The organism is Streptomyces sp. ICBB 8177 (assembly GCF_003144095.1).
Classification (GTDB): Bacteria; Actinomycetota; Actinomycetes; order Streptomycetales; family Streptomycetaceae; genus Streptantibioticus_D.
Genome location: NZ_NSKH01000018.1, coordinates 2,350,839 through 2,365,750 on the forward strand (window position 1 = coordinate 2,350,839; position 14,912 = coordinate 2,365,750).

Below are 14,912 nucleotides of genomic sequence, written 5' to 3' on the forward strand. Positions count from 1 at the left end.
CGGGGTGGGGCTCAGAACTGTTGTACGTAGGTGAGGAATTCGGACCAGGCGGTAGCGGAGAACGTGAGGTTGGGGCCGGTCTTGTCCTTGGAGTCCCGCACATGCACGGCCTCCGGGCAAGCGGCTACCTCGACGCAGTCTCCGTCTCCGCCGCTGCTGTAGCTGGACTTACGCCATGTGAGCGCAATCTCGACGCAGTCGTCGCCTGAGCCACTGCTGTGGGTGCTCTTGAACCAGACAAGTTCGGATGTGCTCATAGCGCTCCTCGTAGTTCCCTCAGCAGGCCCTCGGAGTCGACCAGCGTGAGGGCCTGTGACCGCATCCTGGCATACCTTCCCTGGAGCACGCTGATCTCCTTCGGGTCCGAGATGAACAGTCCGCCACGTTGACCCTCAACGTACGCATACCACTGTGGTTTGGCAGTCTCCAACAACTGCATGGGGCCGTCCAGCCCGGCGTGGGCTTCCCGGAGCAACGGCATGATCTGGATCTCGACGTTGCGTTGCCGGCTCACTTCGAGAACGTGGTCGATAAGTGCCCGGGTCACCTGGCCGACGCGCCCGCGCTGGCCGAGTCGGGGCGCGGGCTGCGGCTGGTCGAGGCGCTGGCGGACCGATGGGAAGTGCGGGAGCACCCGCCGGTGGGCAAGACGGTGTGCGCGGAGCTCGACCTGACGGGCGCACGGTGAGCACACCGGGCGACGCGTGGGGGAGAGGGGGCGCTGTCCCGGTTCCTGGTCATCCCCAGTGCGCGGCACCCGACCCGGGCCGACTTCAAGGCGGGCGTCTGGACCGACCAGCCAGCGCGGCAGGGCGCCGCACCGTAATCGCGTTGCCGGGCTCGCGCCGTCGTCGTTAGCGTGCGGCGGGTGAACGAGGGAAACGGCGCGCGGCCGGGGCCGGCGGACTGGCGTGAGGCGAACCGGGCGATGTGGGACGAGCGCGTCCCGATCCACGTGGCGAGCGACTTCTACGACCTGGAGGCCTTCAAGGCCGGCCGGGACGCGTTGCGTGGCTTCGAGGTGGACGAGGTCGGCGACGTGAACGGCAAGAGCCTGCTGCACCTCCAATGCCATCTGGGCACGGACACGCTGTCGTGGGCGGCGCGCGGCGCACGGGTGACGGGCCTGGACTTCTCGCCCCAAGCGGTGAGCGTGGCGAGGGAGTTGGCGAATTCCTTCGGCTGGGACGACTCGACGGCACGCTTCGTGGAAGCGGACGTGTACGACGCCGTGTCCGCGGTGGAGGGACAGCGTTACGACATCGTCTACACCGGCCTGGGCGCGCTGTGCTGGCTGCCGGACGTGCCGCGCTGGGCGCACACGGTGGCGCGGCTGCTGAACCCCGGCGGATTCCTGTACCTCTCGGAGTTCCACCCGGTGGGAACGAGCCTGTCGGAGCAGGACCCGAGCCAGTTCGCCATCGACTACTTCCACCGTGAGGCGCTGGTCTACGAGGACGGGGGCACGTACGCGGCGAAGGACGCGAAGACGCACAGCAACCGTGCGGTGGAGTGGCAGCACCCGGTCTCGGAGGTCGTGACGTCGCTCGTCGGGGCGGGCCTGCGCCTGGAGTTGCTGCGCGAATGGGATTTCACGCTGTTCGAGCACACGGCGGGCATGGTCAAGGGCCGTGACACGAGCGGCCGTTCGGGCAGCGGGGCAACGGTCTTCCGGCTCCCGCCGGGTACGCCACGCGTGCCGCTGATGTACAGCCTGCGGGCCTCGGCCGGAGGGCCCTCGGCCTGAGCGCCCCGGGCCGAGGACCCTCGGCCTGACTGCCGTCGCCCCGGACCGCCACGCGGGGTGGTGGGCCGGGGCCGGTCACCTCTGACCGCCGGCCTCCGCCGCCCGCGCAGAAGAACAGGCCGCTTCCCACGCCGCCCCGACCATGCGGAAGATCTCTTCGAGCGCCGCGTCCGGGTCCTTGGCGTCACGCGCCAGCGAGTACGCGTCGATCACGAACCGCGCGATCGTGCGGCAGGCCGTCGGAGTCGCGGCCGGCCGAGGGCCGGCGGACAGGGCCGCCGCCAGTGACTCCGCGTGACGCAGCCGCATCGACTCCTCGTACGCGCGCAGGGCGGGGGACTCGACGATCATCCGCCAGACCGGGTCGGCGTCGGCGCCGGTGCAGTGGCGCACCAGGGCCTGAATCTCGCGGCGCAGCGCGGGGACGAGCGGCTCGTCCGGGGCCCGGTCGGTGACCGCCCGGACGAGGCGTCGTTCGAACTCGTCGTCCCGCTCGAAGACCAGGGCCTCCTTCGAGGGGAAGTGGGAGAAGAGCGTGGTCACGGCCACGTCCGCCTCGGCAGCCACGTCACGGATGCCCACGGCGTCGTACCCGCGTTCCAGGAAGAGCCGCAAGGCGGTGTCGGCGATCCTCTGGCGGGTCGCGGCCTTCTTGCGCTCACGACGCCCGGTCGGCGCGGTCATGCTCGTACGCTACCAGCTATGAAACCGTAGCTGTTCCGAAAAGCTAACCGTTAGTGTTACGGTCGCCGGCATGAAGAAAGTGAGCTTCGCCGAGTTCGGCGGCCCGGAGGTCCTGCGCCTCATCGACGCCGAGGAGCCCCACGCGGGCCCCGGCCGGATACGTGTCGCCGTGCGGGCGGCCGGCGTGAACCCCGTCGACTGGAGGATCCGCGAAGGCCAGAAGCTGAGCGCCCATCCGATCGCGCTGCCCTCCGGCGTCGGACTGGACGCCGCGGGGGTGGTGGACGAGGTCGGGGAGGGCGTCGAAGGAGTCGCGGTCGGCGACCGCGTGTTCGGCGAAGGGGCTTGCGCATACGCGGAGTTCGCCGTCCTGACGGCCTGGGCGCGTATGCCCGAGGGGCTGACGTTCGAGGAGGCGGCCGGGTATCCGTCGGTGGTGGAGACCGCGTCGCGTGTCCTCCGCGAGGTGGGTGTGCGGCCCGGCCAGACGCTGCTGGTCAGCGGGGCGGCCGGGGGAGTGGGATCGGCGGTGGTGCAGTTCGCCCGCGAGCGGGGCGTCACGGTGATCGGCACGGCCGGGGCCGCCAACCAGGACTACCTGCGCGGCCTGGGAGCCCTGGCCACGACGTACGGCGAGGGCTGGGTCGAACGCGTGCGGGCCCTCGGCCCGGGCGACGCGGCGCTCGACCTGGCCGGCGCGGGCGTGATCCCCGAACTCGTCGCGCTGACCGGGGACCCGCGCAAGGTGATCACGATCGCGGACCTGTCCGCACCGGACCACGGTGTGCGGTTCTCCGGCGTGGCCGGGAGTGTGGTGGACGCTCTGGCCGAGGCGGTCGACCTGATCGCGCGGGGGAAGCTCCACATCCCGGTCGAGAAGTCCTACACCCTCGCGGAGGCGGCCGCGGCACACGCCGACAGCCAGGCGGGCCATACGCGAGGGCGGCGGGTCATCGTCGTCTGAGTTTCCCCACGAAGCCCTCCGGAACGAAGTCCTGCGGAACGATGCCCTACGGACGAAGTCCTACGGAACGAAGTCCTGCGGACGCGAAGCGCCCTCGGCGCGAACGGGGCCGCGGTCCTCGGCGTCCGCGCCGTCCAGGCTTCGCAGGGCCAGCAGGCCGCCGATGCCCGGTATGGCCGCCAGCAGGACGCGCCGCCCGGTGGAACGGGCGTCGCGCCAGGTGGCGATGACGCCGTAGAGCCAGGCGAAGCCGTGGACCGGCCCGGTCGTCGCGGCGACGGTGTGGGCGTTGAGGGTGGCCATGTTCGTCAAGAGCACGGCGAGGGTGACCAGTTCGATCGTCGCGCTGACTCGCAGCGGCTTACGGGTGGCCATGTCGTTCAGGCTCCGGTGGTCGAGCCGGGACGCACGATCATCAGTACCGTGACCGTGGCCCACAGCAGGTTGAAGACTCCCGTCAGCATCGCCAGCCGGGCGGTGGCCGTCCGGTCGAGCCGGGGTTCGCGCTCCGGCTCGGCGAGGGAGGCGAGGAGGGAGTGCTGGCGGGGCAGCACCAGCAGGCCCAGCACCAGCGCGGCGACGGTCGTCAGCAGGATGGAGGCGATCAGCCAAGGGCTGCCCAGGACGTGCATCAGGCCGGCGGTGGCGAATCCGAACACCGGCACGGCGAGCCCGGCCTGCGCGTAGACACGGCAGATCCGGTTGAGCACCCGCACCCCCGCGAGGGTCTCCTCGCCCGGGGCCGAGGCGGCCCGGCGGACCGCCGTGGGGAACATGCTCGCCGCGACGGTCACCGGGCCGATGGCGACGATGGCCGCCAGGACGTGGAGAACCAGCACGAACCGGGTCATCGGACCGCCCCCTCGCCGCGGTGCGGGAGAACGTCGGACGGGACGACGTCGGACGGGACGACGTCGGGCAGGAGGCACAACGGCCAGGTCGGCATGTCGGTACGCCTTCTCATGTGCTGGGCGGGTGGCGGCGGAGCCCCGTAGGAGGGCCACTGACCCAGGACCCTAGGAACGGGGGGCCGGTGACTCCCAGCGGCAGGAATGACAGAATCCACTGGATTCCCGCCATCCCTGCTCGGCCGCGCCGCCGTGGAACGGCGGAGAAGAGCGTGGCCGTGGTCCCGGCCGGAAGTTGAGGAGTCGTAGGTGCACACCGTCGCGGTTCTGGCACTCGACCGGGTCATCCCGTTCGACCTGTCCACGCCCCTGGAGGTCTTCGGCCGGGTCAGGCTGCCGGATGGGCGCAGGCCCTACCAGGTGCGTGTGTGCGGGGGTGGCGCGCAGGTTCCGGCGGCCGGATTCGTCATCACCGCACCCTGGGGACTGGACGGGCTGGCCGACGCCGACACCGTGATCGTCCCAGGTCGTGCGGAAGGCGCGCCTCCGCCGGGCGAGGAGGTGCTGGAGGCATTGCGCGGGGCGGCGGCACGGGGCACCAGGATCGCCTCGATCTGCGTCGGCGCCTTCGACCTCGCCCTGACCGGGCTGCTCGACGGACTGGCGGCGACCACGCACTGGATCGCCGCCTCCGATCTGGCCCGGCGCTTCCCCGCGGTCGAGGCGCGGCCCGACGTCCTCTACGTCGACAACGGGCAGTTCCTCACCTCCGCGGGCGCCTCGGCGGGGCTCGACCTGTGCCTGCACATGATCCGCCGCGACTTCGGCTCCGCGGTGGCCGCCGACGCGGCCCGGCTGGCGGTCGCCCCACTGGAACGCGAGGGGGGCCAGGCCCAGTTCGTCGTCCACCCCCAGCCGCCGGTCCCGCGGGGTTCCACGCTCGAACCGGTGCTCGCCTGGATGGAGGAGCACCTCGGTGAGGAGCTGACGCTCGACCTCATCGCCCGGCGCAGCGGCATGAGCGGACGCACGTTCAGCCGCCGGTTCCGCGAACAGACCGGCACCACGCCGCTGCAGTGGCTGCTGCGGGCCCGGGTGCGGCGGGCGCAGTTTCTCCTGGAGAACACCGACCACACCATCGACCGCATCGCCGACCAGGCCGGATTCGGTTCCCCGACCGCCTTCCGCGAGCGCTTCAAACGGGTCGCCGGCACCACACCGCAGAGCTACCGGGCAGCCTTCCGCGGCGGCGAGCACGCCTGACGAGGCTTCCCCTCGCTTCGGACGGTGGCGCGTCCGCGGCGGACGCCCGCCCACCGCGGACGCCCGCGCCGGATCGAACGCCCGCGCCCGATGCCGCCCGCCGCCGCAGGCCCGACCCCGGGCCCCGACCGTCCCCCGTCCCAGCTCTTCGGAGGACTCGCGGCGGCATTCTGTGGCGAGATCCCGTTGAGGCGTGTCATTCGAGCCCCTCTTCGTCCTGCGCACCGGTTCCTAGCCTCAAGGCGAGGCCGGTGATCGCCGGCTCCCGGCTCCCACGAAGGACACTCACATGCACGTCCAGATCGTGTTGTTCGACGGTTTCGACCCGCTTGACGCCATCGCCCCGCTCGAGGTCCTCCATGCCGGTGGAACCGCCTCAGGGGGAGCGGTCAGCGTGGAACTGGTCAGCGCCGAAGGCCCGCGCGAGGTCGTCAGCGGCGTCGGTGGCCTGACGCTGCGCACCACCGGCGTCCTCGAACCCTCCCGCCCCGGCGTGGTCCTCCTCCCCGGCGCCGCCGGGCGCGTCGGCGACCCCCAAGCGGACGACCCCGATGCCGCTGGCGACGCGGTCGCCGACGGGGGCGGCACGGCCGAAGAGGACGGGATGCGGGACGACGCCATCCCGGTCCGGCTGGCCCGCGCGCTGGAGACCGAGCTGCCGGTGCTGCTCAAGGCCGCCATGGTGGACGCACGCGTCACCGTGGCGACGGTCTGCGGCGGGTCGCTCGTACTGGCCATGGCCGGCCTCCTCCAGGACCGCCACGCCACCACCCACCACTTGGGCCTCGACCTCCTCGGCGCGACGGGTGCCCACGCCGTCCGCGCCCGGGTCGTCGACGACGGCGACCTGGTCACCGCCGCGGGGGTCACCTCAGGACTCGACCTCGGGCTGTACCTGCTGGAGCGCGAAGTGGGCCCGCGGATCGCCCACGCCGTCGAGGAGTTGTTCGCCCACGAGCGCCGCGGTGTCACCTGGCGCACCGACGGTCCCGAGCCCGCCGGCTTCTGAGTCGCCCCACCGCCCCGCACGTCACAAGCAAGGAATCGCTGCTCATGTCCACTGATATCGAAGGCATTTGGGACCTGACCATCGTCACGCCCCTCGGACGGGTGCGGCCGGTCGTCGAACTGCGCAGGCGCGACGGGGTGCTGGTCGGCGCCGCCCATGGCGCGGGCGAGGACCTGCCCCTGAACGACATCACCCTCGACGGCGACCGGCTGTCCTGGAAGCAGTCGATCACCCGCCCGATGCGCCTCGACCTGGCCTTCGCCGTCACCGTCGACGGCGACACCCTCACCGGCACCTCCAAAGCCGGCCGCCTCCCGTCGTCGAAGGTCACCGGCCGACGCCGCCCGGACGATGCCACCGTGCCCGGCGAGTCGGCTCGATGACCGCGTCCCGCACCGTCGCCGCGGCGGCGGCAGGAGGGCCCGCACTGGTGTTCCTCGTCGCGAACGCCATCGGCGGTACGCTGCCCGCGTCCGCCGCCGCGATGGTGACGGCGTCGCTCGTCCTCGCGTGGCGGCTGCGCGCCCGGCGGCAGGTGCGGCACGCGGTCGCCGGAGCCCTGCTGGCGACCGCGTGCGCGGCCGTGGCGGCCTGGACGGGGCAGGCGCGGGGGTTCTTCCTCCTCCCCATGCTGATCCCGGCCGCGGCGACGGCGGCCTGCCTGCTGTCCCTCGCGGCCGACCGCCCCTTGGCCGGCCTGGTCGCGAACAGGCTGGTGGGCGGCCCGCCAGGGTGGCGTTCGCACCGGGCGCTGTACCGCTTCTACGCGGCGGCGACGGTGGTCATCGCCCTCGTGAGCCTCGTGAGCCTGGCCGCGCAGGTGGCGCTGTACCGCTGGAGCGACGTCGCCTGGCTGGGACTCCTTCACATCCTGATGGGCCCGCTGTGGGCCTCCATCACGGCGCTCTCCATGGTGCTGTCCCGCAGAACGGTCAACCGCGAGCGGTACGCGACCGCCCCCGGCGCCCGCTGACCGCCGGAAGGCCCGCCCCTGACGGCGCGTCGGGGGCGAGGGCGCACACACAAGAAGACCCCGTACTCAGCGAGGCCGCTGATGACGGGGTCTTCGGACACCTGACCAAGAGGTGCCCCCGGCAGGATTCGAACCTGCGCACACGGCTCCGGAGGCCGTTGCTCTATCCCCTGAGCTACGGGGGCGTGTCGTTCGCGTTGCGGCGACGGGTAGAACCCTACCAGCTTCGCGACCATGCCCGTGACGGGGTTTTCGCGGGGTGTGGAGGGGCTGCGGCAGGCCCCGCCCGGAAGTGGGGGAGGCGCGCCCGGTCGGGGAAGAAGTGGGTAAAACGCGGACGCAACCGCCGGCGCGCGCCTACGCTGCTGGGTGTGCAGGGCGCGCCCGGCCGGGTGCTTGTGGTCGACGACAACAAGGTCATCCGGCAGCTGATCAGGGTCAACCTCGAGCTGGAGGGCTTCGAGGTCGTGACCGCGGCCGACGGTGCGGAATGCCTGGAGGCGGCGCACCGCGTCCGGCCCGACGTCGTCACGCTCGACGTGGTCATGCCCCGCCTCGACGGCCTGCGTACCGCCGCCCGGCTGCGGGCCGACCCGCGCACCGCCCACCTCCCCATCGCGATCGTCAGCGCCTGCGGCCGTCCCGAGATCGAGCGGGGGCAACGCGCCGGGGTCGACGCCTTCCTCGACAAGCCCTTCGACCCCGCCGTACTGGTGCGCCTCGTGCACGACCTCATGCGGCGGCGTACGGCCCGCGACGCGCCCGCTCCGGCGGCCCCCGTCGTCCGGACGTGACGGCCCGCCCCCGTCCACCCCTCGGAACCGGTTCGCCCTCCCACCCCCCACCTCACCTACGCTGGGCCTGTGACCCCCGGAGACCTCTCCCTCGCCGTCCGGCGCGCCGTGCGGTGTGCCGTCGACGACGGTGAGCTGGGGGTCGCCGTGCCCGAACGCGTCGACATCGGCCGTACCCGGGATGCCGGTGAGGGGGACTACGCGATCAGCCTCCCGCTGCGCCTGGCCAAGCCCGCGGGACTCAAGCCGCTGGACGTCGCCGACACTCTGGCCCGCAGGCTCACCGGCGCCCCCGGACTCGCGCGCGTCGCGGTCGCGCCCCCCGGCTTCCTCAACGTCACCCTCGACGCCGCCGCCCGCGCCGCCCTGCTCGCCTCGGTACGCGCCCACCCCGGCCCCCGCGCCACCCTCGACGACCTCCACCTCACGCCCGCCCACGACGGCGAACCCCGCGCCGAAGCCGTCGCCGACGCGCTCACCCGGATGCTGCGCGCCTGCGGCGCCCACGACGGGCCGCTCGCGCCGGTCCGGGTGCGCCCCGCGCCGAAGCCGCTTCCCGCGCTCACCGCCGACGCGTTGCGCTGGGCCCTCGTGCGCCCGCCCGCGGGGGACACCCCCGCCCTCGACCCGGCCGCCCTGCTCTCCCAGCGCCACGCCAACCCGCTCTTCCGCATCCAGTACGCGCACGCCCGCGCCCACGCCCTGCTGCGGGGCGGCGCCGCCCTCGGCATCACCCCCGTCGACGGCACCGCCGAACACCCCGCGGAACGCGCCCTGCTCGCCGTGCTCGCCGACCACCCCCGCGTGGTGGCCGCCGCGGCCCGCGACCGCGCGCCCGACCGGCTCGCCCGCGCCCTGGAGCACACCGCCGACGCCTTCTTCGACTTCCACGACGCCTGCCCGGCGCTCCCGCTCGGCGACGAGAAACCCTCGGCCGCCCACCGGGTGCGGCTGGCGCTCGCCGACGCCGCCGCCCCGGTGCTGGCCGGCGGCCTCGCCCTGCTCGGCATCGGCGCCCCCGACCACCTGTGACCCGACGTTTGAGGACGTAAGACCGTGAGCCGTTCCGCCCACCCCGCCGGACCCCGGTACGCCGACGTGCTGCCCGAGGGCCACTACACCGCCCCGCCCGCCGACCTCAACGCCCTCGACCCGCGCGTGTGGTCCCGTACCGTCGCCCGGGGAGAGGACGGCGTCGTCACCGTGGGTGGCGTGGGGGTCACCGAACTCGCGGAGCGCTTCGGCACGCCCGCGTACGTGATGGACGAGGCCGACTTCCGCGCGCGCTGCCGTGCCTGGCGCGAGGCGTTCGGCCGGGACGCCGACGTCTTCTACGCGGGCAAGGCGTTCCTGTCCCGCGCGATCGTGCGTTGGCTGACCGAGGAGGGACTCAACCTCGACGTCTGCTCCGAGGGCGAACTCGCCACCGCGCTCGCCGCAGGCATGCCCGCCGAGCGCATCGCGCTGCACGGCAACAACAAGTCCGCCCGCGAGATCGAGCGCGCCGTCGAGGCGGGCGTCGGCCGCATCGTCCTCGACTCCTTCCAGGAGATCGCCCGCGTAGCCGGGACCGCCGAGCGCCTCGGGCGGCGCCAGCGCGTCCAGATCCGGGTCACCGTCGGCGTCGAGGCGCACACCCACGAGTTCATCGCCACCGCGCACGAGGACCAGAAGTTCGGCATCGCGCTCGCCGAGGGGCAGGCCGCCGAGGCGGTGCGCCGGGCGATCAAGCTGGACAGCCTGGAGCTGATCGGCATCCACTCGCACATCGGCTCGCAGATCTTCGACACCTCCGGCTTCGAGGTCGCCGCCCACCGCGTCGTCGGCCTGCTGAAGGACGTACGCGACGAGCACGGCGTCGAACTGCCCGAGATCGACCTCGGCGGCGGCCTCGGCATCGCGTACACCTCGGACGACGACCCGCGCGAGCCCGCCGAGATCGCCGCCGCGCTGCGCGAGATCGTCACCCGGGAGTGCGCGGCGGCCGGGCTCGCGGTGCCGCGCATCTCGGTGGAGCCGGGGCGCGCGATCGCCGGCCCGACCGCGTTCACGCTCTACGAGGTCGGCACCGTCAAGCCGCTGCGGGGCCTGCGCACGTACGTCAGCGTGGACGGCGGGATGTCGGACAACATCCGCACCGCGCTGTACGACGCCGAGTACAGCGTCAGCCTGGTCTCCCGCGCCTCGACCGCGGAGCCGATGCTGACCCGGGTGGTCGGCAAGCACTGCGAGTCGGGCGACATCGTGGTCAAGGACGCCTTCCTGCCCGCCGACGTCGCGCCCGGCGACCTGATCGCGGTCCCGGCCACCGGCGCGTACTGCCGCTCGATGGCGAGCAACTACAACCACGCGCTGCGCCCCCCGGTCGTCGCGGTGCACGAGGGCGAGGCGCGGGTGATCGTCCGGCGGGAGACGGAGGAGGATCTGCTGCGTCTCGATATCGGCTAGCAAGATCTTGGTCTCGGATCCTGGACAAAGGACGGAAAGTCCCGTCCGGTGGGTGAGACTGGTCCCACAACGGGCCGCCGCGGCCCGGTACCGGAGCGGGCCGCCGTCGCGCGTCCGCACACGCAGGTGTTCGTAGGAATCGAGGTCGGATGATGCGTACGCGTCCGCTGAAAGTGGCGCTGCTGGGCTGTGGAGTGGTGGGCTCTGAGGTCGCGCGCATCATGACGACGCACACGCACGACCTCACAGCCCGCATCGGCGCGCCCGTGGAACTCGCCGGGATCGCCGTGCGCAGGCCGGACCGGGTGCGCCAGGGCGTGCCCGCCGACCTGATCACCACCGACGCCACCGCCCTGGTCAAACGCGGCGACATCGACGTGGTGGTCGAGGTGATCGGCGGCATCGAGCCGGTGCGCACGCTGATCACCACCGCGTTCGAGCACGGCGCGAGCGTGGTCTCCGCCAACAAGGCGCTGCTCGCGGCCGACGGTGCCACGCTGCACGCGGCGGCCGTCAAGGCGGGCGTCGACCTGTACTACGAGGCCGCGGTCGCCGGGGCGATCCCGCTGATCCGGCCGCTGCGCGAGTCGCTCGCCGGCGACAAGGTCAACCGGGTGCTCGGCATCGTCAACGGCACCACCAACTTCATCCTGGACCGGATGGACTCCACCGGCGCCGGCTACTCCGAGGCGCTGGACGAGGCGACCGCGCTCGGCTACGCGGAGGCCGACCCGACCGCCGATGTCGAGGGCTTCGACGCCGCCGCCAAGGCCGCCATCCTCGCCGGGATCGCCTTCCACACCCGCGTCACCATCGGCGACGTGCACCGCGAGGGCCTCACCGAGGTCACCGCGGCCGACATCGCGTCCGCCAAGCGCATGGGCTGCACCGTCAAACTGCTGGCCATCTGCGACCGCAGCGCCGACGGCAGGTCGGTGACCGCCCGCGTCCACCCCGCGATGATCCCGCTCAGCCACCCGCTGGCCAGCGTGCGCGAGGCGTACAACGCGGTCTTCGTGGAGGCCGACGCGGCCGGGCAGTTGATGTTCTACGGCCCCGGCGCGGGCGGCGCGCCCACCGCCTCCGCGGTCCTGGGCGACCTGGTCGCCGCCTGCCGCAACAAGCTCGCCGGCACCACGGGCGCAGGGGAGTCCGCGTACACCCGGTTGCCGGTGAGCCCGATGGGCGAGGTGGTCACCCGCTACCACATCAGCCTGGACGTGGCCGACAAACCCGGTGTGCTGGCCCAGGTCGCCACCGTCTTCGCCGAGCACGACGTGTCGATCGACACCGTGCGGCAGCAGAGCAGGGACCGCGGCGCCGACGGCGTCGCCGCGGAGGGCGCGAGCGGCGCGCGGGAGGGCGGCGAGGCCTCGCTGGTCGTCGTCACCCACCGGGCACCCGACGCCGCCCTGTCGGCGACCGTCGAGGCGCTGCGGAAACTCGACACCGTGCGCGGCGTCGCGAGCATCATGCGTGTGGAAGGGGAGTAACGAGATGAACGCTGTGGTAGACCGCCCTCGAATGTCCGGCACCCATCAGTGGCGCGGCATCATCGAGGAGTACCGGGACCGGCTTCCGGTGACCGCCGAGACCCCCGTGGTCACGCTGCTGGAGGGTGGCACCCCGCTCGTCCCCGCGCAGCTGCTCAGCGAACGCACCGGTTGCGACGTGTACTTGAAGGTCGAGGGCGCCAACCCCACCGGCTCCTTCAAGGACCGCGGCATGACCATGGCCATCTCCAGGGCCAAGCAGGAGGGCGCGCAGGCGGTCATCTGCGCCTCCACCGGCAACACCTCCGCCTCGGCCGCCGCGTACGCGGTGCGCGCCGGGATGGTGTGCGCGGTGCTGGTGCCGCAGGGCAAGATCGCGCTGGGCAAGATGGGCCAGGCGCTGGTGCACGGCTCGCGCATCCTCCAGGTGGACGGCAACTTCGACGACTGCCTCGACCTCGCCCGCGGCCTGTCGGAGAAGTACCCGGTGGCGCTGGTCAACTCGGTCAACCCGGTCCGCATCGAGGGCCAGAAGACCGCCGCGTTCGAGATCGTGGACGCCCTCGGCGACGCGCCCGACATCCACGTGCTGCCGGTGGGCAACGCGGGCAACATCACCGCGTACTGGAAGGGCTACCGCGAGTACGCGGCGGACGGCATGTCCACCGGCAGGCCCCGCATGTGGGGCTTCCAGGCAGCCGGTTCCGCGCCCATCGTGAACGGCGCGCCGGTGCGCGACCCGCAGACCATCGCCACCGCGATCCGGATCGGCAACCCCGCGTCCTGGACGTTCGCGGAGGCGGCGCGCGACGAGTCGGGCGGCCTCGTCGAAGCGGTGACCGACCGTCAGATCCTGTCCGCCTACCGCCTGTTGGCCTCCCGGGAGGGCGTCTTCGTCGAGCCCGCGTCGGCCGCCTCGGTGGCCGGGCTGCTCAAGGCGGCCGAGGAGGGCAGGCTCGACCCGGGCCAGCGCGTGGTGTGCACGGTCACCGGCAACGGCCTGAAGGACCCCGACTGGGCGGTCGCCGGCGCCCCGCAGCCCATCACCGTCCCGGTCGACGCGGACGCGGCGGCCGAACGCCTCGGCCTGGCCTGACGCCACGCCGTGCCACCCGTGCACCGGGCCGCCCCGATGGCCCGGTGCACAAGGCAGAGTGCGACACGCACCGTGCGCCCCGCGTGCGCCCTGTGTCGCCACAGAACCTTCCTTCGATAGTCTGACCCCATCGGCGCCGCAGTGCGCCGTTCCCCGGACCATGCCACCGGCATCGTCCGGCCCGTCCGCGCCACCGCTGTCCCGGGTGCCGGGCGGGACCGCCCTCATCGCGCCGTACGGCCGTCACGCCAAGGCCCCAGGGTGGTAACGCACTTGCCCTACAAGGAGAGTCATCGACCGATGGCCGGTCCCGCCTTCCGTGCCGCCGCCGTCCGCGTGCGCGTCCCCGCGACCAGCGCCAACCTCGGCCCCGGATTCGACGCCCTCGGCCTGGCGCTCGGGCTCTACGACGACGTCGTGGTCCGGGTCGCCGACTCCGGCCTGCACGTGGACATCGCGGGCGAGGGCGCCGACACCCTGGCCCGCGACGAGAAGCACCTGGTCGTACGGTCCCTGCGCACCGCGTTCGACCTGCTCGGCGGCCAGCCGCGCGGCCTGGAGGTGGTCTGCGCCAACCGCATCCCGCACGGCCGCGGCCTCGGCTCCTCCTCCGCCGCCATCTGCGCCGGGATCATCGCCGCGCGGGCGGTGACCATAGGCGGGCCCGACAAGCTCGACGACGCCGCGCTGCTGGAGCTGGCCACCGAGATCGAAGGCCACCCCGACAACGTCGCGGCCTGCCTGCTGGGCGGGTTCACCCTCGCCTGGACCGAGTCCGGCGCCGCGCGGGCCATCCGGATGGACCCGGTCGCATCCGTCGCGCCGGTGGTCTTCGTCCCCGGGAAGGCGGTGCTCACCGAGACCGCGCGGGGGCTGCTGCCGCGCACCGTTCCGCACGTCGACGCCGCCGCCAACGCGGGCCGGGCCGCGCTGCTCGTGGAGGCCCTGACCCGGCGTCCCGAGCTGCTGCTCGCCGCCACCGAGGACCGCCTGCACCAGGAGTACCGCGCCCCGGCGATGCCGCAGAGCGCGGCGCTGGTGGGCCGTCTGCGCGCGGACGGCGTCCCCGCCGTCATCTCCGGTGCCGGCCCCACGGTGCTGGCGCTGGCCGACGAGGGCTCGGCCGAGAAGGTCGCCGCCCTGGCCGGACCGGGGTGGGCCGCCAACCGGCTGGCCCTGGACACCTCGGGGGCCGGGGTCCTGCCGCTGGCGGGCGCGGGGCGGGACGGCGCCGGGGGTGCCGTTGTCTGAGGGGACGGGGGTTTGAGCCGGTGGCCCGGAAGGGAAGAACCGCTCGCGGTGGCAGCACGCCCCGTGCGAGACCGGCCGGCGGATTCCGGGGAGGCCCGGGAAGCCGCCCGGCGCGTGGTCCGGCGGGAGCGGCGGGGGCCGCCCACGTGACCGGCACCGGATCCGTCGCACGATTGCCGGGCGTGGAGAGGGGGAATATTAGTTGGATCAGGTAGTGTTAATCTCAAGTCTGCACTCGGAGCCCGATGGGCCCGGTGCTCAGTGTCCCGTCTCGGGACCACCACTCTTCCGGGAGCCTCCCACACTGCCTGAGCAGCCTGCCTTCGCAGTGCCGAGCACGCT

General features: G+C 73.1%; 17 protein-coding genes and 1 tRNA gene. 12 read left to right on the forward strand and 6 right to left on the reverse strand.

Going from position 1 to position 14,912, the window contains the following annotated elements; all coding sequences use genetic code 11:
- Positions 1-11: 11 nt before the first annotated feature.
- The gene (locus CK485_RS19075) at positions 12-257 is read right to left on the reverse strand and encodes a DUF397 domain-containing protein (protein ID WP_109452138.1); all 246 of its coding nucleotides are present in this window, start codon (positions 255-257) and stop codon (positions 12-14) included.
- Positions 254-955, reverse strand: a complete 702-nt coding sequence (locus CK485_RS30170) for a Scr1 family TA system antitoxin-like transcriptional regulator (RefSeq protein ID WP_342673488.1) — start codon at positions 953-955, stop codon at positions 254-256. The genes CK485_RS19075 and CK485_RS30170 overlap by 4 nt, the downstream gene beginning before the upstream one ends.
- On the opposite strand from CK485_RS30170, the gene CK485_RS19090 reads away from it, so the two are divergent.
- On the forward strand, positions 929-1,747 hold the full coding sequence (locus CK485_RS19090) for a class I SAM-dependent methyltransferase (RefSeq protein ID WP_109453264.1): 819 nt from the start codon (positions 929-931) through the stop codon (positions 1,745-1,747). The two genes, CK485_RS30170 and CK485_RS19090, sit on opposite strands and share 27 nt — an antisense overlap.
- Before the next feature lie 75 nt (positions 1,748-1,822).
- Here the strand turns inward: CK485_RS19090 and CK485_RS19095 are convergent, their stop codons facing one another.
- Complete coding sequence (locus CK485_RS19095; RefSeq protein ID WP_109452142.1) at positions 1,823-2,431, reverse strand: TetR/AcrR family transcriptional regulator; 609 nt, start codon at positions 2,429-2,431, stop codon at positions 1,823-1,825.
- Between the two features lie 70 nt (positions 2,432-2,501).
- Between CK485_RS19095 and CK485_RS19100 the strand changes: the two genes are divergently transcribed.
- The gene (locus CK485_RS19100) at positions 2,502-3,395 is read left to right on the forward strand and encodes an NADP-dependent oxidoreductase (protein ID WP_109452144.1); all 894 of its coding nucleotides are present in this window, start codon (positions 2,502-2,504) and stop codon (positions 3,393-3,395) included.
- Positions 3,396-3,455: 60 nt separating this feature from the next.
- Here CK485_RS19100 and CK485_RS19105 read toward each other — a convergent pair whose 3' ends face one another.
- Together CK485_RS19105 and CK485_RS19110 are read right to left on the reverse strand one after the other, a co-directional pair.
- Complete coding sequence (locus CK485_RS19105; RefSeq protein ID WP_241968405.1) at positions 3,456-3,770, reverse strand: DUF3817 domain-containing protein; 315 nt, start codon at positions 3,768-3,770, stop codon at positions 3,456-3,458.
- 5 nt (positions 3,771-3,775) lie between these two features.
- Entirely contained in the window at positions 3,776-4,246 is a 471-nt protein-coding gene (locus CK485_RS19110; RefSeq protein ID WP_109452146.1) for a DUF2269 family protein, read from the reverse strand.
- A 306-nt stretch (positions 4,247-4,552) separates the two neighbouring features.
- Between CK485_RS19110 and CK485_RS19115 the strand changes: the two genes are divergently transcribed.
- The 4 genes from CK485_RS19115 (at position 4,553) to CK485_RS19130 (ending at position 7,488) form a co-directional block, all read left to right on the forward strand.
- Positions 4,553-5,506 (forward strand): helix-turn-helix domain-containing protein, encoded by a 954-nt coding sequence (locus tag CK485_RS19115; RefSeq protein ID WP_109452148.1) that lies wholly within the window; start codon positions 4,553-4,555, stop codon positions 5,504-5,506.
- 289 nt (positions 5,507-5,795) lie between these two features.
- On the forward strand, positions 5,796-6,515 hold the full coding sequence (locus CK485_RS19120; protein WP_109452150.1) for a DJ-1/PfpI family protein: 720 nt from the start codon (positions 5,796-5,798) through the stop codon (positions 6,513-6,515).
- A 44-nt stretch (positions 6,516-6,559) separates the two neighbouring features.
- Positions 6,560-6,898: a hypothetical protein gene (locus CK485_RS19125; RefSeq protein WP_109452152.1), complete on the forward strand. Its 339-nt coding sequence runs from the start codon at positions 6,560-6,562 to the stop codon at positions 6,896-6,898.
- Positions 6,895-7,488: a DUF3159 domain-containing protein gene (locus tag CK485_RS19130; RefSeq protein WP_109452154.1), complete on the forward strand. Its 594-nt coding sequence runs from the start codon at positions 6,895-6,897 to the stop codon at positions 7,486-7,488. The genes CK485_RS19125 and CK485_RS19130 overlap by 4 nt, the downstream gene beginning before the upstream one ends.
- Before the next feature lie 113 nt (positions 7,489-7,601).
- Here CK485_RS19130 and CK485_RS19135 read toward each other — a convergent pair.
- Positions 7,602-7,673, reverse strand: a tRNA-Arg gene (locus CK485_RS19135).
- 186 nt (positions 7,674-7,859) lie between these two features.
- Here CK485_RS19135 and CK485_RS19140 point away from each other — a divergent pair.
- From CK485_RS19140 to thrB, 6 genes are all read left to right on the forward strand, one after another.
- Positions 7,860-8,282 (forward strand): response regulator, encoded by a 423-nt coding sequence (locus CK485_RS19140; protein ID WP_109452156.1) that lies wholly within the window; start codon positions 7,860-7,862, stop codon positions 8,280-8,282.
- A gap of 69 nt (positions 8,283-8,351) precedes the next feature.
- Positions 8,352-9,314, forward strand: coding sequence for an ArgS-related anticodon-binding protein NrtL (nrtL, locus tag CK485_RS19145; RefSeq protein WP_109452158.1), 963 nt, complete (start codon positions 8,352-8,354; stop codon positions 9,312-9,314).
- Between the two features lie 24 nt (positions 9,315-9,338).
- Positions 9,339-10,730 carry a diaminopimelate decarboxylase gene (lysA, locus tag CK485_RS19150; RefSeq protein ID WP_109452160.1) on the forward strand — a complete coding sequence of 464 codons (1,392 nt, stop codon included), beginning with the start codon at positions 9,339-9,341 and terminating at the stop codon, positions 10,728-10,730.
- Positions 10,731-10,879: 149 nt separating this feature from the next.
- Positions 10,880-12,223, forward strand: a complete 1,344-nt coding sequence (locus CK485_RS19155) for a homoserine dehydrogenase (protein WP_109452162.1) — start codon at positions 10,880-10,882, stop codon at positions 12,221-12,223.
- Positions 12,224-12,254: 31 nt separating this feature from the next.
- Positions 12,255-13,319: a threonine synthase gene (thrC, locus tag CK485_RS19160; protein WP_109452164.1), complete on the forward strand. Its 1,065-nt coding sequence runs from the start codon at positions 12,255-12,257 to the stop codon at positions 13,317-13,319.
- 300 nt (positions 13,320-13,619) lie between these two features.
- Positions 13,620-14,570: a homoserine kinase gene (thrB, locus tag CK485_RS19165; protein WP_109452166.1), complete on the forward strand. Its 951-nt coding sequence runs from the start codon at positions 13,620-13,622 to the stop codon at positions 14,568-14,570.
- The last annotated feature ends 342 nt before the right edge of the window (positions 14,571-14,912 follow it).